The 19,047-nt window shown below is 44.0% G+C and carries 15 protein-coding genes and 1 riboswitch; of the genes, 6 read left to right on the forward strand and 9 right to left on the reverse strand.

The window, feature by feature from the left end; all coding sequences use genetic code 11:
* Nucleotides 1-292 precede the first annotated feature (292 nt).
* From AB3351_RS13950 to AB3351_RS13970, 5 genes are all read right to left on the reverse strand, one after another.
* The gene (locus AB3351_RS13950) at nucleotides 293-844 is read right to left on the reverse strand and encodes a cob(I)yrinic acid a,c-diamide adenosyltransferase (protein ID WP_371147752.1); all 552 of its coding nucleotides are present in this window, start codon (nucleotides 842-844) and stop codon (nucleotides 293-295) included.
* A gap of 47 nt (nucleotides 845-891) precedes the next feature.
* Complete coding sequence (locus tag AB3351_RS13955; RefSeq protein WP_371147753.1) at nucleotides 892-1,848, reverse strand: D-2-hydroxyacid dehydrogenase; 957 nt, start codon at nucleotides 1,846-1,848, stop codon at nucleotides 892-894.
* Between the two features lie 29 nt (nucleotides 1,849-1,877).
* Nucleotides 1,878-2,645: a class I SAM-dependent methyltransferase gene (locus tag AB3351_RS13960; RefSeq protein WP_371147754.1), complete on the reverse strand. Its 768-nt coding sequence runs from the start codon at nucleotides 2,643-2,645 to the stop codon at nucleotides 1,878-1,880.
* Between the two features lie 40 nt (nucleotides 2,646-2,685).
* Nucleotides 2,686-3,159 (reverse strand): thioredoxin-dependent thiol peroxidase, encoded by a 474-nt coding sequence (gene bcp, locus AB3351_RS13965; protein ID WP_371147755.1) that lies wholly within the window; start codon nucleotides 3,157-3,159, stop codon nucleotides 2,686-2,688.
* Between the two features lie 91 nt (nucleotides 3,160-3,250).
* A complete protein-coding gene (locus tag AB3351_RS13970) occupies nucleotides 3,251-4,036 on the reverse strand; it encodes an ABC transporter permease (RefSeq protein ID WP_371147756.1) in 786 nt (261 codons plus the stop codon).
* Nucleotides 4,037-4,238: 202 nt separating this feature from the next.
* Here AB3351_RS13970 and AB3351_RS13975 point away from each other — a divergent pair, with 202 nt between their 5' ends.
* The gene (locus AB3351_RS13975; RefSeq protein ID WP_371147757.1) at nucleotides 4,239-4,970 is read left to right on the forward strand and encodes a PAS domain S-box protein; all 732 of its coding nucleotides are present in this window, start codon (nucleotides 4,239-4,241) and stop codon (nucleotides 4,968-4,970) included.
* 34 nt (nucleotides 4,971-5,004) lie between these two features.
* Here AB3351_RS13975 and AB3351_RS13980 read toward each other — a convergent pair whose 3' ends face one another.
* The 4 genes from AB3351_RS13980 to AB3351_RS13995 form a co-directional block, all read right to left on the reverse strand.
* Nucleotides 5,005-6,129, reverse strand: a complete 1,125-nt coding sequence (locus AB3351_RS13980) for an S-layer homology domain-containing protein (protein WP_371147758.1) — start codon at nucleotides 6,127-6,129, stop codon at nucleotides 5,005-5,007.
* Nucleotides 6,130-6,427: 298 nt separating this feature from the next.
* Nucleotides 6,428-7,648, reverse strand: a complete 1,221-nt coding sequence (locus AB3351_RS13985; protein WP_371147759.1) for a GNAT family N-acetyltransferase — start codon at nucleotides 7,646-7,648, stop codon at nucleotides 6,428-6,430.
* A 160-nt stretch (nucleotides 7,649-7,808) separates the two neighbouring features.
* Nucleotides 7,809-8,603 carry an ABC transporter permease gene (locus tag AB3351_RS13990; protein ID WP_371147760.1) on the reverse strand — a complete coding sequence of 265 codons (795 nt, stop codon included), beginning with the start codon at nucleotides 8,601-8,603 and terminating at the stop codon, nucleotides 7,809-7,811.
* Nucleotides 8,596-9,603 carry an ABC transporter ATP-binding protein gene (locus AB3351_RS13995; RefSeq protein ID WP_371147761.1) on the reverse strand — a complete coding sequence of 336 codons (1,008 nt, stop codon included), beginning with the start codon at nucleotides 9,601-9,603 and terminating at the stop codon, nucleotides 8,596-8,598. Before AB3351_RS13995 ends, AB3351_RS13990 begins: the two co-directional genes overlap by 8 nt.
* A 154-nt stretch (nucleotides 9,604-9,757) precedes the next feature.
* On the opposite strand from AB3351_RS13995, the gene AB3351_RS14000 reads away from it, so the two are divergent.
* From AB3351_RS14000 to AB3351_RS14020, 5 genes are all read left to right on the forward strand, one after another.
* Nucleotides 9,758-11,053: a glutamate-1-semialdehyde 2,1-aminomutase gene (locus AB3351_RS14000; RefSeq protein ID WP_371147762.1), complete on the forward strand. Its 1,296-nt coding sequence runs from the start codon at nucleotides 9,758-9,760 to the stop codon at nucleotides 11,051-11,053.
* Nucleotides 11,054-11,550: 497 nt separating this feature from the next.
* Nucleotides 11,551-16,041, forward strand: coding sequence for a glutamate synthase-related protein (locus AB3351_RS14005; protein ID WP_371147954.1), 4,491 nt, complete (start codon nucleotides 11,551-11,553; stop codon nucleotides 16,039-16,041).
* 158 nt (nucleotides 16,042-16,199) lie between these two features.
* Complete coding sequence (locus tag AB3351_RS14010) at nucleotides 16,200-17,267, forward strand: FUSC family protein (RefSeq protein WP_371147763.1); 1,068 nt, start codon at nucleotides 16,200-16,202, stop codon at nucleotides 17,265-17,267.
* Between the two features lie 58 nt (nucleotides 17,268-17,325).
* A riboswitch (SAM riboswitch) is annotated at nucleotides 17,326-17,448 on the forward strand.
* A gap of 83 nt (nucleotides 17,449-17,531) precedes the next feature.
* Entirely contained in the window at nucleotides 17,532-18,320 is a 789-nt protein-coding gene (locus tag AB3351_RS14015) for a RuBisCO large subunit C-terminal-like domain-containing protein (RefSeq protein WP_371147764.1), read from the forward strand.
* A 112-nt stretch (nucleotides 18,321-18,432) separates the two neighbouring features.
* The gene (locus tag AB3351_RS14020) at nucleotides 18,433-18,969 is read left to right on the forward strand and encodes a 1,2-dihydroxy-3-keto-5-methylthiopentene dioxygenase (protein ID WP_371147765.1); all 537 of its coding nucleotides are present in this window, start codon (nucleotides 18,433-18,435) and stop codon (nucleotides 18,967-18,969) included.
* Nucleotides 18,970-19,047: the final 78 nt, after the last annotated feature.

Genomic DNA, 19,047 nt, shown 5'->3' on the forward strand with positions numbered 1-19,047 from the left:
ATATATTTACTCGCACACATCGAGTGTCACTGTTCAGTTTTCAAGGAACTTATTAAAAACATCTTCGCGTCACGCTGTTTTTCAGCGGCGACTTTTATAATATATCACATGGAATTACATTAGGCAAGGTTTTTTATTTTTGATTTCTTATGTTCTTTTCTATTCAAAATCATTCGCTACTCGCCTAAAATGTGAGCGAATAGTATCGTATCACAATTCCAAACTAGAAATCAACACAAAAACAGGAGCGCTACTGTATATATGCTCCTGTTTTTATGTTTACGTTTACTGTTTATCCTTCGTGCAGTGTAGGTTCTATAGTTCCTTCTTTTTGATTTACGTAGCGCGCTGCTACAAATAAAAAGTCAGATAAACGATTCAAATAACGAATCACAACCGGATTCACTTCTAATTGTTCACTCACAGCAATCGCCTTACGTTCTGCACGGCGGGCTACTGTCCTTGCAAAGTGAAAGCCAGCCCCTGCCGGACAACCACCTGGTAATACGAAGTTTTTTAATGCAGGGAGTTCAGCATCCCATTTATCAATAATATTCTCTAACTGTTCCACATCACTTTCTTCTATTTTCCATCCTACCTCTTTTCCAGCGGGGGTAGCCAATTCAGCACCAATGTGAAAAAGTTTTGTCTGCACAATATGGAAAACCGAAGATAATTCCTGCCACTTCTCATTACTTGGTAAGTGAGAAAGTGCCAATCCAATAGCTGAGTTTGCTTCATCACACGTTCCGTAAGCATCCACACGCGGATCATGCTTTGGCACACGCATCCCATAGACAAGGCTTGTTTCACCTTTATCTCCTGATTTTGTATAAATCCTCACAACACATCCTCCTTCGTTCGCTTGCTTTATTATGATTTACGTAAACGCTAATACCCTTGGCGACTGTCGATTACATTCAACATATCTTCCGTTTTTTTCTCTCCTTGGTATATAGAGAGGTTGTGGCGGAAGATTTCTAGTGCGCGCTCCATGTATAATGGAGAACGTCCCGATATATGCGGCGTAATCAAACAATTTTTTAACTTCCAAAACGGAGAGGATGCAGGAAGAGGCTCTTCTGTAAACACATCAAGCACAGCCATACGCAGCTTCCCATCCCGCAGATGAGAAAGTAATGCCTCCTCATCAATTACGGGGCCTCTGGCAATATTAATAAGTACTGCTGTCTCCTGCATGGATTCTAATTCTTCACGCCCGATCAGATGACGAGTATCCTTAGTTAACGGCACAATTACTACTATATAATCACAGCGTGGAAGTACATCCGTAAGTTGTCGCTGCGTATACATCTCATCACAATCAGGCTTCGGCTTACCGCTGCGGCTTACTCCTAGCACCTTCATTCCGAAAACCTTTGCACGGCGGGCTACTTCTTCCCCAATAGCTCCCACCCCGATGATACCCAATGTCTTGCCATACAACTCTTCTACACGTAAACTTCGATCCCATTCGTTATTACGCTGCTTTTCATACAATTCATTCATCTTGCGAGCTACCTGCAACATGACACCAAACGTATACTCTGCCATTGGTACTTTGTGAATACCGCCCGCATTTGTCACCAGAATATCCCGATCTGCTAATAGAGATAACGGCATCGTATCCATTCCCGCGCTCAACACCTGAATCCAGCGTAAGTTCCTCATTTCTCCTACATTTTCCGGGGTTAAATCTTCACCATATGTAACCAATACTTCCGCATCCGTTACGTCTGTTTCCGCTTTCTTCATATGAGGATAGAAGTCAAATTCACAGCCAGGAAATTCTGCTTTAAGCGTTTCTTGATGACGTTCGCTCATTTTTGCTGTAGAAACAATCTTCACCTTCCGCGTTCCCCCCTCTACCTAGCACTCTATACTTTCTTCGCGACGATAATAAGCTCGGTGCTTGACGGGCCAAAGGCCTCTTTGGCAAAAGAGCCATATCGCCCAATGACACTAAAACCCGCAAGGCGCAGTAAATGGTGCATCTCAGCAGGGAAAATATATCGAATGTGGAATGGAGCCACCACACGTTGAATAACCGTGCCGTCTCGATCCATCCGTTCATACTGCCGGATAATCTCGGCAATCTGTTGGAAATGATCATACCGTGTATAATCCCAGACAGCCAGTCGATCTGTTGTTCCCGGAATGGCATAGATGCCACGACTTGCACTTTTCTCATTCTGCTCGTATAGATGCGAAATAAGCGGCACAAATATGTTCAAGGCGAGCAACCCACCGTCTGGGAGATGTTGTCGGATTTGACGCAGGGCCGCTATCTGCTCCTTGACAGAGAGCATGTGCAGAAACGAACGATACGGAACCATAATAAGCGGAAATGTACGTTCAAGATTAAAGGTACGCATATCTCCATGTATAAATGTAACACGATCGCCAACCTGTGCCATCTCTGCCTTCATCCTTGCTTTCTCAAGCATTTTCTCTGACGAATCCACCCCGTATACCTCAAGGCCATTCAGTGCAAGCGGCATAGAAATACGTCCTGTTCCACATGCCAGATCAAGCACCGATCCGCCTGTCTGAAGTGCTAGTTCTGTATAGAATCCGACATCTCCTTCAAGTCCATCAGACACAATGTCATAATAGTCTGTCCAATCGTAATGAGCGACGCCCATTCAACTTTCCTCACCTTTCCTTCAAGCAGATGTTAATTCATCACTGCAGATTCTCTTCAATATAGCGCAATGCTTCATCTACATGACCATCCACTTTTACTTTTCGATACTCCTTTGCCAACCGTCCCTCTTTATCAATAATAAATGTAGAACGTTCAATACCCATATATTCTTTGCCAAAATTCTTCTTCAGCTTATACACTCCATACAGCGTTGATACTTCCGCCTCTGTATCGCTTAATAGAAGAAACGGCAGGTTATATTTCTGAATGAACTTGTCATGAGATTTTAAATCGTCCTTGCTAATTCCTAAGATCACTGTATTCTTAGCGGTGAACGCTTCCATTTTGTCACGGAAGTCGCAGGACTCCTTTGTGCAGCCTGGTGTGTTATCTTTCGGATAAAAATACAGAACAACATTCTTTCCACGGAAGTCGTGCAGTGATACCTGCTCCCCATTGCTTGCCGCAAGCGTGAAATCCGGCGCCTCTTGTCCAATCTCTGTATGTGCCATTGTATGTATTCCTCCATTTCCACTGTAATTCCATCTTCTTCATCTTATCAAGATTCGGTTGATAAAACAAAGGAAGGAGCAGATCCTGTATTTAGGAACCTGCTCCTCGATAATTCTTCACTCCATAATTCCAGACGACAATTCCCATAGCAAAAAAGACCACGCCGATTACCGGTGTCAACAACGTATAGCTATAATACTCTTCCCGCTTTAAGAAGTATGCGGCCGGATACACACCAACAAAAGCAAAAGGCAAAATCCATGTTAACAAAAAACGGATAACCTTATTATAAATGTTAACAGGGTAGCGCCCGTAGTTCTGAATGTTCCAGATCATCGGGCTAATTCCGGTTTTCGAATCCGAGAAAAATCCGATAGCAGAAATCGCTGTATACACGCCTCCATATACGAGTACACCAGATAGAACAAGCAGAATAAAGACAAACGGATCATACCATGAAAGCTCTAGTCCCATTGAAGCGCCTGCATAGATCATAATAATGATGCCTGTTACCGCTCCGCCTAACGATTGCGGATCCATTGTCTCTAGCATAACCTGAAACAAATTATGAGCAGGCCGAGTTAATACCCGATCCATCTCTCCTTTGATAATGTACTTCTCCTGAAACTGCCACAGATTAAAAAAGGTAGAAAACACCGCATACGGTACAAGAAAAAAGCCATAAATAAAAATAATTTCTTCGCGTGTCCATCCCTTAAGCAATGTCGTATGCTGAAACACAACAAGAATAAAAACCAAATTCGTTACTTGAAACACAAAATCGGACAGCATACCGTTTATAAAGTCCATTCGATAAGCAAATCGCATCTTAAAATACTGTTTAAGATAATCCCAAAAAAGCGAAAGATAAAACATACCACACCCTCCTTCCTTCGCTATTTAATTGCTATAAAATCATTCATCCTCCTTAATGTTATGCTTTCTACTCTCCAAGTCAATATCGTATGAAAAGAAGGATTTATATAATAAGGAGACGAATTAGTACCTTTATTGTGAGAGAAGTACAAGACAACCTATGTTAAACTTGGATAAACTCTCAGGGAGAGAGGTTATAATCATGCTTACCCAAGCACTCGAAAAATTATCTGATGCCATCGTACTTATTGATACAGAATACAACATTATATTTATAAACCCTGTGGGTGAAGAACTGTTGGACATTCGGCTCGAAGACGTCAAAGGCCACTCTATCGATGATTGCTTTTCCAAATTAAGCGAATACCAAAGCATTCTTTCTACTTCGCTTCGATTGCAGGAGGAGCGTACTTATGAGATTCTCCCCTACAATTGGAAAGGAGAGCGAAAGTATTTCCAATGCAAAACTTCCCTTCTAAGAAAAGACAATGCGATCATTGGAGCCATGTCTCAATTTCGCAATATCGACGACTATATCACCAAGGAAAAAGAACTTAAGCAGATCATTCAGCAAATGGCCGTCAACATCGTACCAATTTCAGAAAAAATAGGCGTGTTACCTCTTCAGCCGACTGTTACAGAGAACCACAGATCGCTTCTGCTTGAGCGCACCCTTCAAGATTGTCTGCAAATCGGCATTGAGAAACTTGCGATTGACTTAACTGCAATCCAAGATGTTAATACAGATTTTGCTGATAGTCTGGTCAAACTCGTTGATGCGCTTCGCCTCACCGGCATTCAAGCAGTCATTACCGGCATTCAACCACAAGTTTCCACCAAAATGATCGAGGTCGATTCATACCTTCAGGAGCACCCGAGCTTCTCTACCTTAAGCCAAGCAATCGACTATTTTAGAAAGAAAAATATTTGGTAATAAAAACGGACAGGGTTCCCCCCGTCCGTTTCTTTTATTTATTTTTTACAGCCGATATCATTTTGTCCGTAACAAGCATAGGAATGTCTGAAGAATATACTTGCCACTTATTGTTTGACACATTCTTTTTCAGCATAAAGATACCATCTATTTTTTGCGTGTTTATCAGATCAGCCGACCCTTCCTTACTTGCCTTTATACGGTATTCCACTCCATCGACTTCGACGACTGCCAGTCGATTCCATTTACCGATCACCTTCGCATTCAAATCACCTTCTCTGGTAACTTCAATACTATAGCCGTCCTCTTTTAATTTACGCAAGACGGCTGCGGTTACATCACGCGTGGCTTTATGATATCCGATGCTATTTGTATAAGCCGCATCCCGCATCCGTTCCATATCTGTGGCTTTAAGTGCCTTGCCTTCTTCTTCCTCATACTGTTTTACCATGTCACTCAACACCTTATCGGTCGGTACAGCATTTTCTTCTAGATATAGCGAATTAGATAACATGACCATGGCCTCAGCACGAGTTGCATACTCAAACGGCTTGAAAGCTCCGTTCGGATAACCGTTTATGATTTTTACAGAGCTGGTCTTTTTAATCTCTCTGATCGCCCAATACGATGACTTCACATCCGTAAAGTTCTTTCCTTTCGTTTCATCAAATTCAATCGTATAGGCAAATGCGCGGGAGATAAAGGCGGCAATCTCACCACGGGTAATATAACGGTTCGGTCCAAACGATGTGTCGCTTACCCCTTTCACGATGCCAAACGAACTCGCAATGCTAATCGGCTTATGATACCAGTCCCCCGGCTCCACATCAGAAAATGCTTTAATGTCTTGATCAGGATTTTCCTTTAGGCTAAGCGCACCTACTAACAGCGATACAAACTCAGCCCGCGTAATCTTTTTGCTCGGCTGCACAGTTGTTGTTCCATTCCTATCTACATAGCCCTTCATCATATCAGCATGCAGCAGATCATACATACGGTCGCCTGCCCAGTGCTTTTTAATATCTTCTGGCAGATAGCTATTGATCTTATCCATTTCCTTCAACTCTGCAAATGCTTGTCCTGGCAGAAGCACCGACGCACTGAACACAGCGGCCAAGACAAGCTTGCTTGCAAGACGTGCAGAATACCGTTTCACCATAATTCCCACCCTCTCCGATTGGTTCTTTTATTACATATCTTCATAATTATGGTAGATAAAATTTCTTATTGTTCTGTAATTATGTAGTCATGAAGATTCCTTTTGTGCAAAAAACTCCCAAGCAATTACCTAAAACATATTGTAAAATAATTCGTTTCACTGGCACTATAGTCATATTTTAGTATTACACATTAACAAGGAATAGCCTATAGTTACTTTTAGCTATAGATTTTTGCAGAAAAAAGCCTATTAAAAATGGTGCCTCCTTTATCGATAAGAGAGACACCTGTATATGACATTAAAAATAATCAGAGAAATACGGCTGCTGGCGAATAATCAATTCTTCAAGCAAATCAACTGTCGCTTCATCTGAGTGAAATCGTCCAATTCGGGATAAATAGGATGGCCTTTTATATCCCATTAGCATTGTCGTTAATGTCTGAATATCAAATGTAGCAGTGGGATTGCTTCCACCTTCAGCTATCCGTCCTCTCCCATCCTTATTAACTGTCAACGTAAAATTCCCCTGGTTCCATTCAAGCATTGGATCATGCAGATTAAATGTTATCTGACAATCCTTTTCCTGCGGCTGAAATACATAATTCCTCACAAAAAGGGTGATATCTACAATACGGGCCATATAATAAGGCGCAATCATCTCCTTGATATCACCATCTTCGAGCAGGAAAGCCAGCGGCTCATCCGTATAGATATGTCCTTTAACATGCGTGACCATGGAGAAATGAGCACTAACAAAATTCCATAAACCTGACCGCGCTTCCTGATTCAAAAAAATCATTTCCTTCATATGAAAAATCTCTCCCGCGATCCAATACAACAGATATCCTGTTGGCTCATGATTACCGTCATAATAAATCGCCGCTGTCATATCGTCTAGGTCCCATCGCAAATTCTCTTCCCAAGCTAGATCATTCCTGATCATAGCTCCGTGATTTTGCAGTGCAAAACGCTGATACACCTCTTTGATGACCGGATACTCAATCGTTACTCTCTCCACGTTACCGGACACTGTTTTTAATTTTGGCAACTGTGTATCCTTTACCTCAAAAGATATTTTATCCGAAATAATCTCCCACCCCTTACGGCGGTAAAACGGGATGGAATAAGGATATAAATAGGAAATGGATTGCTGCCGCTCGCGCATATTTGTCAACGCCTGACGCATTAATTGGTTCATCAATCCAAGATTGGCGTATTCAGGATACGTTCCTACACCTGTCAATCCACCCATTTCATATGTCTGCCCAAAAATATTTACTTGAAATGGATAGACAGCCAACTGTGAGATGAGCTTATCACCGTCAAACCACCCCAATACATCAGCTTGCTTCAGCACAGGCAGCTTAGCTTGTGCAATCTCTCTATTCTCCCATCCGACCACCTGCAAATCATGATTGGTCACCTGAAACACATACCGCAGCAAATTATTAAATTGCTCTCCATGCTTCGTTTCCACCTTTTTCATTTTGAGCCTCTCCTTCAATTGCTGACGACTCATAACGATACCCCCTATCTTCCGCAGCCTCATATTGTATTATTATTGGTTTTTCTTCATACCTGTATACAGCGCTCTTCACTCTATGCGCCCCCAAGAAAAGCCTGTATAAAAAAGAGAGACCTCCAATATAGGAAAGGTCTCTCCTGTATATAATCCATGCTCATCCGCCCTGGATAATCACATTCTTACGCGCTTGTCTCCACATAAACCATATCGGAATTAATAATCCAATAACCCACGCCCCCTGAACAAATAAGGCGGTATAAATCTTCTCTCCTTCTATACCTCCAGTAAAGATCATACCAGGTAAATAACTAATCGCCTGAAACGGAAGATACTTTAAGATCTCCTGCGCCCACTCCGGATAGAAGCTGATCGGAAGAATCAATCCGGAGAACAGATCTACAATTACTCGTTTCGCCCGCATGATCCCTTCATTATTATAGAAGAAAAACGTCAGCAAACCGGTAATTAAATTAATCTGCGTATTGATTACAAAGCTAATAAGCAGACTAAACGCATACCAGCTCCACGTTACCGAGCTGCCCGGATAATGAACAGGAAAAATAAAGCTTACAATCACCATTCCGGGAACAGAGAAGAAAAACAAACGAAATATCCCTTCACCGAATCCCTGCATAAGTTTAACCGTTAAATAATTGTATGGACGGATCATTTCAATGGCGACTTTACCCTCTCGAATATCAAGTGCCATCTCTTGGTCAATATTATTGAAGTAAAAGGCCCTAGCCATCCAACTGATAGCAACATACGTTACCATCTGTTGTGCAGTAAGCCCTCCCATACTGGTCTGCCCGCCATAAATTGCATTCCATAAAAAATAATACGCACCGATATTGATGCTGTATACAATAATGCCGCTGTAATAATTCACACGATACGCAAGCATTGTAAGAAATCGAATGCGGATAATTTCCGCATACATGCTAAACATGGACAACGCCTTCTTCATAAATTTTACGGACAATCTCCTCTGTGCTAACCGTCTCAATCGAGATGTCCTTCACTTCATACCGCGAGATAATACGGGACAGCAGATCAGATATCGCCACACTCTCTTCACCAAAGATCGCACGAAAGCGCAGGTCATTCTCTTTTTGCCATGTGACAGGAAGCGTGCTCGTTAAGCGCTCTAGTTCTTCCACTTCAGCAGCATTCGTAAATTCGACCACGACACGCTTTTCATTTCCCCATGTTGTACGAAGCTCATTTAATCCGCCGTCATAGATAATACTGCCGTTATCGAGCATAATGACCCGTGAGGACAGCGCCTCAATATCTGATAAATCGTGAGTAGTTAACAGGATCGTCGTGCCGTACGTCTGGTTAATTTCCTTTAAGAATTCACGGATTTTAAGCTTAACCAATACATCAAGTCCGATGGTAGGTTCATCAAGAAAAAGCAGCGGAGGATTATGAATGAGCGCGGCTGCCAGCTCACAGCGCATCCGCTGGCCAAGACTTAGCTTTCGAACCGGCTTATTTAGCAGATGATCAATTTCTAATACATCAATAACATGGCCCATGTGACGCTTATATTCTTCATCCGAGAGACGATACACCTTCTTGAGGAGTGTGAATGATTCCTGTACCGCGATATCCCACCAAAGTTGGCTACGCTGGCCGAATACGACACCGATTGTACGTACGAACTTCTCACGTTCACGATGTGGGTCCATACCGTTTACTCGCAGATAGCCCGCCGTAGGCATCAGAATGCCGGTAAGCATCTTAATGGTAGTTGATTTACCTGCCCCATTCTCTCCAATATAGCCTACGATTTCACCTGGGGCGATTTCAAGATCGATGCCTTTCACCGCTTGGTGGATACGATATTGCCGATTAAACAAATCACGAAACGCGCCAGAAAGTCCCGGACGGCTTGAATATGATTTAAACTCTTTTGTAAGCCCTTTTGCTTCAATTCGCAGCATTTCTCTTTCCCTCCGTTTTGTTTCACTAGCTATCATACCTCTTTTGCAATTCGTGTTAAAGTTAAAAAGCAGGGAAAAACTTCTTCTCCTTTCATCTTTAACACATATCACGTATCTTTAACTATGGAATCTATTTATATAGGAGGAATCAACAGTGAATTTCACACGTTCTGAAGAATTATATCAAGAAGCGCTAGAAGTTATTGTCGGCGGCGTAAACAGCCCCTCTCGTGCCTTTAAAGCCGTAGGTGGCGGCGCCCCTGTTACAATGGCTAAAGCAGAAGGCGCCTACTTCTGGGATGTTGATGGTAATAAATACATAGACTATCTGGCCGCATACGGCCCAATTATTACCGGACACGCACATCCTCATGTTACCGAAGCGATTATCTCTGCTGCTAAAAACGGAGTTCTATACGGCACTCCAACACCTTGGGAGACGATTTTTGCTCGCAAAATTCAGGAAGCCATTCCTTCCATGGAAAAAATCCGTTTTAATAACTCAGGTACGGAAGCAGTAATGACGACGATTCGGGTAGCACGTGCTTATACCGGACGCAATAAAATCATAAAGTTTGCCGGATGCTATCACGGTCATTCTGATCTTGTACTTGTAGCAGCCGGTTCTGGACCGTCCACACTCGGCATACCAGATAGCGCAGGTATTCCACAATCAATTGCCAATGAAGTCATTACCGTTCCATATAATGATATCGAAGCATTCGCCCAAGCAATGGACAAATGGGGAGACGAGATTGCCGGTGTATTGGTAGAACCGATTGTTGGTAACTTTGGTATTGTTGCACCGGATGACGGATTCCTTGAGGCAGTCAACCGTATCACCCACGAAGCCGGTGCGCTCGTGATTTATGATGAAGTCATTACAGGCTTCCGTTTTACATATGGAGGTGCACAGAATCTATTAGGCATCGAGCCTGACCTTACGGCACTGGGTAAAATCATCGGTGGCGGACTGCCAATTGGTGCCTATGGCGGACGAAAAGAAATCATGGAGGAAGTGGCACCACTTGGTCCTGCATACCAAGCAGGAACACATGCCGGAAACCCATTATCCATGCAGGCCGGTATTGCATGCTTAGAAGTACTTGAGCAGCCAGGTGTATACGAAGAGCTGCATCGTCTGGGCAAGCTCCTAGGAGATGGACTTGCACAAGCAGCGCAGAAGGCGGGTGTATCTGTAACAATCAACCGTGTTGTTGGAGCCTTAGCCATGTACTTTACTGATCAACCCGTCAAAAATTATGACGATGCTAATACAGCAGATAGTAAACTGTTTGCCCGTTTCTTCCGCGCTATTCTTGAGGAAAGAATCTGCCTTGCTCCTTCTAAATATGAGGCATGGTTTATTACAACAGCTCATACGGAAGATGATATCATTCGTACGATACAAGCAGCAGAGAATTCGTTTATTAAAATGCAAAAAAAATAATAAATATGCATTAAATTTTTTTATATTGAGTGGGGCATAGTGTCCCACTCTTTTCTTATAGGCAAATATTCTTATACAAACCTTTCTCTGTTACATAATATAACATCTATGATAAACAAGAAGAATTTTCATTATTTGTTGTATAATGCACAAATACATCCGAATATTAATTAAAAATAATCTCAAAATAGTTCGTTTTTAAATTATTATACTTTATATTCTAAATTATTTTAATTATTTATAAAAAAGAAATAAAAACGCTTTCACTTGAATAATTAATCAAATTTTTTATTGTAGATGCAAACGATTCATGATATTCTATACTTACTTTTCCGATAGTTCTGTTTAGTTTTTTTTATCGAACTGTTTATTAAACGGACCTATTATGTTCGTGTTTTTGCAAGGGCTGACCATATATACAAATAAACAAGCCTTTGCTTTTGTGTGAGAGACTATTAGTTATTAGGAGGTGAAGGTCAGTGCAGCTGACCGAGACGATGAAGAGAGCAGATTTCGGCAATTTCCGTAATCACCTTGCAGAGGAACATGATAGCTGTGGCATTATCGCTATTATTGAGAAAAACGGAAGCCCACATCGCGATAACATATCTAAAATTATCGACGGTCTTGTCAAGATGGAACATCGTTCCGGTTTCATCGATGGCGAAGGAGACGGATGCGGGATCTTAAGCGATATTCCCCGTGACCTTTGGGCAAAGAGATTAGAGTCAATTGGAAAATCAGCTGACCTGGCATACTCCGACGCGTTTGCTGTGGGACACATTTTTATCCCAACAAAAGGACACCAGGTGGATCATGTAATGACAGATATCCGCAGCATGTTCGCACAAGCAGGCCTCACCATTGAACTAGAACAGCAAAACGCTGTAAATAGCAGCGTCCTTGGTAAAAACGGACGAGCGGATGAACCGATTTTCTGGCAGCTCGCTTGTAAATACGAGGGTAATGACCGAATAGACAAAGAACTATTCGAGCTGTTAATCGCAATTGAGAAGAACCATCATGTTCATGTCGCTTCACTGAGCAATCACTCGGCTTCCTATAAAGTCATGGGAGCAGCAAATATCCTTCCAGAATACTTTCTTGATATTCAGGAACCCGAATTCGCTTCATCTGTAACAATTGGACATAATCGTTATTCCACCAATACACTGTCTAATTTTTTCCGCGTACAACCTTTCACAATCATTGGACATAACGGAGAAATTAATACCATCCGGAAGCTAGAAGACGAAGGCGCCATGCTTAATGTCGATCTGGTCGAGAGCGGCAGCGATTCACAAAATATGAACCGCGCACTTGAAACATTAATTCACCGTTATGATATGTCTCTATTCGAAGCTCTAGAAATGGTATTCCCGCCAATTATTAACGAAATGAAAAACTTGCGTCCGGAATTGCAGGATTTATATGTATACTACCGACAAACATGGGGGCATTTTGCTCAGGGGCCGGCCGGCATCGTCTCTCGTTATGCCAATGAGTGCGTATTTAGTGTAGATGCACTTGGTCTGCGTCCGGTATGGATGGTAGAAAGCGAAACATCGCTGTATTTCTCTTCCGAACAAGGTGTCATTCCTGTATATGAAATGGTAAGCGAACCCAAAGCCTTAGCACCAGGAGAAAAAGTAGGCGTACAATTACACCCCGGCCAATCGGTCACAGTGATTCCGCACCATGAATTGCAGAATCTGATTCTAGAGCGCTCAGGCAAACGCGTCGATTTTGCCGACTTCCGCAGCCAGCTTCACTTCGCAGAAGTAAAACCTGCTCAAACACCGAATGATGATATCGAGACCGTAACCAATCAGCAATATGCCGCTTACGGTTGGGAGCGCGAGCATATGCAGTTGGCAGAACAAATGTCCAAAAATGGCGCAGAACCGATTCGCTCTCTGGGTCATGATGCTCCATTGGCTGCAATTGCCGACGTGCGGCAGAACATTGCAGATTTTATTAAAGAAAGTGTCGCTGTCGTGACCAATCCGGCAATCGACCGCGAACGGGAAATGGAGCACTTCTCTACCCGTGTCGTTCTCGGCGGCCGTCCTGCTCTTTTTCCGGAAGTCGGAAATCTAACCAAAGCACTCGAACTTCCATCTCCACTTCTGCTTGAAGGACAAAGCCTGCAGGAGTTAGCCGCTGCTCTGAATACCGTATCACTTGAGCAGATGCTGGAGCATTTTGGGACGGACGCTTACATGCTGCCTGTCTACTTTGCAGATGGCGAGACCATTCCTGCTGCGCTTGATCGAATCGCACAAAGCACAGTAGATGCCGTACAAAATGGTGCACGCATTCTATTATTCGATGACAGCATGGCACATCAAGACAATCACTATTGGATCGACCCGCATCTTTTGATCTCAAAAATAGATCAGACATTAAAGAAAGCTGGAGGACGAGGCAATGACAATCTCCGACGTCAAGCAAGCATTGTCATTCGTTCCGGCTCTATTCGCAACCTCCATGATGTAGCCTTGGCATGTGGACTTGGAGCAGATGCAGTAGCTCCTTATCTACTATTTGCGACCGCATTCTCAAAAGATGGCTCTTCTGTTGAATATCTATTCAATGCGTTAACTAAAGGCTTGGAGAAGGTCATCTCCACAATCGGTATTCACGAGCTTCGCGGCTATGCACGGCTCTTCTCTTCCATTGGTTTGCGTCAAGAAGTGGCGGATGTGCTTGATATCGTGAATTTTTGCGGCAGTAACCAAGCTGGGGTATCTTTCGCTGCACTTGAGGCAGACAGCAGAAAGCGCTATGAGGATTTCAACGATGAGAAGGCGCGACCCGCAAAAATCTTCCACATGTGGCCTCGTATCTGGAAATCTATCGGCGAGGTTGCTGCCGGAAGTCTTCCGTATGCAGATTTTGCTGAAAAACTGCGTGAGCAGGAACAGCAGAATCCGCTTTCGATCCGCCATCTGGCTGACTTTACTTCAGCTCAGACGAACCAACATGTTACACCCGAGCAAGTGGATGTGTCTATTGGAGAGCACAACCTGCCGTTCTTAATCTCTTCCATGTCATTTGGCTCGCAGAATGAAATCGCATTCCGTGCCTATGCTGAAGCGGCAGATCAGTTAAATATGATTAGCTTTAACGGAGAAGGCGGCGAAATTAAAGATATGCTCGGCAAATATCCTAAAACGCGTGGACAGCAAGTTGCCTCAGGGCGTTTTGGAGTAAACATAGAGCTGGCCAATTCATCCAATCTGCTTGAAATCAAAATCGGGCAGGGCGCAAAACCGGGCGAAGGCGGTCATCTGCCAGGCAAAAAGGTAACAGAAAAAGTAGCCGCTGCGCGGAACGCTACACTTGGTTCAGATCTGATCTCTCCTTCGAATAACCACGATATTTATTCGATCGAGGACCTAGCACAGATCATTACTGAATTAAAAACCGCCAACAATGAAGCAAAGGTATGTGTCAAAGTTCCGATCGTACCAAATATCGGTACCATCGCTGTCGGTGTCGCTAAGGCAGGCGCTGACTACATCACATTAAGCGGATTTGATGGCGGTACGGGCGCAGCACGGGTGCATGCTCTGCAACACGTTGGTCTCCCAGTAGAAATTGGTGTAAAAGCTGCACATACAGCACTCATCGAAGCAGGACTTCGTGATAAAGTAGAAGTATGGGCCGATGGCGGCATCAAGAGCGGTCACGATGTTGTGAAGATGATCCTGCTTGGCGCAAACCGAATCGGATTTGGCACACTTGCTATGCTGGCAGTGGGCTGCACAACGTGCCGCGGCTGCCATCTCGATACATGCCATGTAGGAATCGCTACACAAATCGAATCCGTAGAAGAAGCAAAAGAGCATGGACTGCGCCGCTTTGTACCACGCGTCTTCGATATTGCAATCGATAACCTCAAGCGTCTGTTCACAGAATTAGGAACAGAAGTCAAGCGCATTACAGCTGAGCTTGGATTCGAGCGAACACAAGATATGGTCGGACGTGCCGATCTGCTTATCCAGACACGCGGTCAAGAACAGATGGATTTAACGTCCCTGCTCTCACCTGCGCCATTCCCGCTAGATGAGCCAGCACGCGCCGCCTCCAAAGTCCTCATAGCAGTAGGAGCTGAAGGATATGAGGAGAGTGATCGCTATGCTTCGCCTCATGCGCCGATTCATGAGACATTCACCAATGTACTCAGCGATCAGCGCGTTCTTGGCAGCCGCTATTCCGGCGCCCGTGTTAAACCGCATCTAGACGGAAGCTACGTTGATCTGCCTGAGGTTTCACTTACATTTAAGAATGGAAGTGTGCCGGGAAACGGACTCGCAGCCTTCAATGCAGAGGGCGTATCCATTCGTGTACACGGCGGTGCACAGGATGGGGTTGGTAAGACCGGGTTTGGCGGACGCGTTATGATTATGAAATCACCTAATGCCAATCGCCAGTTTATCAATGGTTCTGTGGGCAAAAGCTTCTGCTATGGAGCACAGAAAGGTCTCTATATTGTGCAGGGGAACGCGGATGCCCGCGCCTGCATTCGCCTCTCTGGGGCTGATGTAATTATCGGCGGTGAACTTCAAGAGCCGATCAATGATACGTTAGGCGGCATCGGCGCTCGTGCCAACATCAAAGGCTTTGCATTTGAGTATATGACAAACGGCCGTGCAATCGTGTTAGGTGACCCCGGTCCATGGATTTGTTCCGGTATGACAGGCGGCACCATATACCTGCGGCTACAGCCGGAGATGGGGCTTGACCAAGCTGCCATCGAACGACGTATTGCAAAAGCCGCAAAGGTTACACTTGCCCCGTTGAGTCATAAAGGCAAAGAAGACATTAACTTCCTGCTCGGCGAATACATTGCCGAACTAGAAGCGAGCGGCCAACAAGACAAAGCCGTTCTCATTGAGGAACTTAAGGATCAGGCGGAGCAGCACTTTATTATGGTGTCTCCAATCAAAGAACAGGCCGATCCGTCTATCGCTACTGAATAATCTATTGCGTATAATTTTCACCTGCAGCTCCCAATTTGCAGTGTGAGTACCACCTATATCGGCAGCCGTCCTCCTCCCAGGGACGGCTGCTTTATTTGTTGATTTTTTTTAAAACCGTGGTATTATACATTATTAGCAAAGCTACTTATGGAGGTATTATGCGCGTCGGAGCACGTATTCTAAAGACAGGAATTGCCTTAATTCTGGCATTGCTTGTCTGTCAGTGGTTCGATCTTGAACCGCCTGTACTTGCGGCGATTGCCGCAACATTAAGCATTCAGCCGACAGTATACCGGACGCTGAAGCATTTACGGGAACAGATGGAAGCGAATTTTATCGGTGCAGCCCTTGGCGTAACCGCTACGTATTTTCTAGGAGCCCAGCCGTTAATTGTTGGTATCGTGGTAATGCTGGTCATTGTGATCAATCTTCGGCTCAAGTTTGAGAATAGCCTTGCACTTAGCATCGTAACTGTCATTGCTGTAATGGAGACATCAACGGGAAATTATCTCTATTTTGCGGGCAATCGGTTTCTTTTGACTGTTATTGGTGTATTCTCAGCAGCACTTGTAAACGCGATATTCATCCCGCCCCGTTATGAGCATAAGCTCTTCGGAGAAATATCAGAAACCGGGGATAAATTCTCTGTGCTCATGCGGACATTAATTCACAATGAAATGGAAGAGAAGGTTTTCCGGGAAGAAAAAGAGAAGATCAAGACTAACTTTAAGACCATTGATCAGCTCTATGATCTATATAAAGAGGAAATCACGAAGCTTAGAAAAGTTACGTATTCAAGCCAGAAGAAGCTCGTTATCTTCAGACAAATGATCATTGTTCTCTATAAAGAGATGGATATGCTGCGTACATTTGAACGCCATATTTACTCTTCCTTTAAGCCTGGACATCACCTATTTCCGCTCATTCAACAACAGCTTGAAGTACTGACGGAATATCATAAAAACATCCTGCTCACCTATGATGGGATTTTAAAAACACGGGAAGATTGGCACCTACCGGAAGAAATCACAGAAGAAAATACCCGAATGCTCGATGAGTTTATGCGGCTTTATCCACTGGTTAAAAATACGCCTCAAGAAGAAGACGACGGGCAGTGGGGCCACTTATTCCCTGTAGTTGCGGAAATTCTCGAATATGCCAATCAGCTTGAACGGCTCAGCAAGCTGGTGCACACTTTTCACCATCATCAGGGAGAAGACGAATAAAACCTATTGACATACTAATAATTTAAAACTATGATTATACACAGACAATTTCATTTTCTTCTTATCATGAGAAGGCTGAGGGACTGGCCCGATGAAGCCCGGCAACCTGCTTGAACCGTCATAGGTGAAGAGCAAGGTGCTAATTCCTGCAGAATGAATCATTCATTCTGGAAGATAAGATCGTGAAGTTCACTTTTTTTGAACGTACCGCTCTCTTTCTTTCAGAAGGAGAGCGTTTTTGTTTTCTTGGAAAGGGTGAAAAACATGAGCGAATTCATTACGGTTTATTATCAAACAGAGGCGAAAAATTTATATAAAAAAGCGGAAAGCATCGCTGTAGGCATGACCGTAGGCAGTTGGACCGATCTGCCGCTTGCACGGCAGGAAATGCTGGCTGCCTACCTCGGCACAGTGGGAGATGTAATCATAAAGGATGAAAAAGACGGGATACAGCGAGGGATCATATCGGTCTGCTATCCGGTTCGCAACATCACACCTGATATCCCTGCTCTCTTAACTACCGTATTCGGCAAATTATCTATGGACGGAAAAATCAGGCTGCTAGACATCGACTTCCCCCCTTCCCTACTCTCGCAATTTCCCGGACCTGCATTCGGTATCGCCGGAATACGGGAGCAGCTCAATGTACATGATCGTCCACTGCTGATGAGCATCTTCAAGTCCTGCCTCGGACTTCCGCTCGGCGAATTAGAAACACAATTTGCCGCACAAGTTGAAGGTGGTGTCGATCTCATAAAAGATGATGAAATCTTCTTCGTAGAGGATAAGGCACCGCTTGCAGAACGGCTCGCTGCATATAATCGTATTATCAAAGCAGCAGATCGTCCCGTGCTGTATGCGGCTAATCTTACCGGACCGGTTCATCAATTAGTCGATAGAGCCAAATACGCAATCGACTATGGAGCCAATTGCCTGCTTATAAATGTGCTGCCGTATGGCTTCGACATCCTGCACCGGCTCGCAGCAGACCCGGATGTTACTGTACCGCTCATGGCACATCCTGCAATGGCTTCAATTCCAACATCTAGCTAAACATATCGCAGGACAACAGGCTGTACAACAACAGTCGTTAACCTATCGGGCCGCAGGACATATATAAATAAACATATTATAGAACGAATATTCGGAAGAAGGGGGAAATACTATGGCTTATATTACATTTTTAGAGACGAAAGAACAACTTGTGAAAGGAAATGAAGTAAGGGAGTTCTTGAAGAGCCAGGATGTTATCTATGAAAAATGGGGTGTGGACCGCTTAGATGAAAACTTACGGGAGAATTACTCCCCATCAGCTGAAGAAAAACAGCAAATTATCGACTCCTTCCGCACAGAAATCGCCGATCTGAGCGCAAGACGCGGCTATCAGACTGAGGACATCATCGTCCTGTCGGAACAGACACCAAATCTCGATGGGCTGCTGGACAAATTTAGAGAAGAGCATCATCACACCGATGACGAGGTACGCTTCTGCGTGGATGGGCATGGCATCTTCACTCTAAAAGGAATTGATGGGCGCTATTTCGACGTTGTGATGGAACCGGGAGATCTGATCTCAGTGCCAGCCTATACTCGGCATTGGTTTACGTTATGTGAAGATCGTAAAATCAAATGCATTCGTATCTTTGTCACACCGGCCGGTTGGGAGGCAATTTATGATGAAACTGCCGCATCCTCAAACTAATCGAAAACAGAAAGGGAGCAGCTCTACAGGCTCCTCCCTCTCCATTTCCATACTTCAATATCTCCAGTTCACGAATCG

It is taken from the genome of Aneurinibacillus sp. REN35, assembly GCF_041379945.2.
In the GTDB taxonomy this organism is placed as follows: Bacteria; Bacillota; Bacilli; order Aneurinibacillales; family Aneurinibacillaceae; genus Aneurinibacillus.

Bases quoted from the DNA above. Each gene is read 5' to 3' on its own strand.
- AB3351_RS13960 (WP_371147754.1), bottom strand. From the start codon at position 2,645: ATGGGCGTCGCTCATTACGATTGGACAGACTATTATGACATTGTGTCT.
- bcp (WP_371147755.1), bottom strand. From the start codon at position 3,159: ATGGCACATACAGAGATTGGACAAGAGGCGCCGGATTTCACGCTTGCG.
- AB3351_RS13970 (WP_371147756.1), bottom strand. From the start codon at position 4,036: ATGTTTTATCTTTCGCTTTTTTGGGATTATCTTAAACAGTATTTTAAG.
- AB3351_RS13975 (WP_371147757.1), top strand. From the start codon at position 4,239: ATGCTTACCCAAGCACTCGAAAAATTATCTGATGCCATCGTACTTATT.
- AB3351_RS13980 (WP_371147758.1), bottom strand. From the start codon at position 6,129: ATGGTGAAACGGTATTCTGCACGTCTTGCAAGCAAGCTTGTCTTGGCC.
- AB3351_RS13985 (WP_371147759.1), bottom strand. From the start codon at position 7,648: ATGAGTCGTCAGCAATTGAAGGAGAGGCTCAAAATGAAAAAGGTGGAA.
- AB3351_RS13990 (WP_371147760.1), bottom strand. From the start codon at position 8,603: ATGTTTAGCATGTATGCGGAAATTATCCGCATTCGATTTCTTACAATG.
- AB3351_RS13995 (WP_371147761.1), bottom strand. From the start codon at position 9,603: ATGCTGCGAATTGAAGCAAAAGGGCTTACAAAAGAGTTTAAATCATAT.
- AB3351_RS14005 (WP_371147954.1), top strand. From the start codon at position 11,551: ATGAAGAGAGCAGATTTCGGCAATTTCCGTAATCACCTTGCAGAGGAA.
- AB3351_RS14010 (WP_371147763.1), top strand. From the start codon at position 16,200: ATGCGCGTCGGAGCACGTATTCTAAAGACAGGAATTGCCTTAATTCTG.
- AB3351_RS14015 (WP_371147764.1), top strand. From the start codon at position 17,532: ATGAGCGAATTCATTACGGTTTATTATCAAACAGAGGCGAAAAATTTA.
- AB3351_RS14020 (WP_371147765.1), top strand. From the start codon at position 18,433: ATGGCTTATATTACATTTTTAGAGACGAAAGAACAACTTGTGAAAGGA.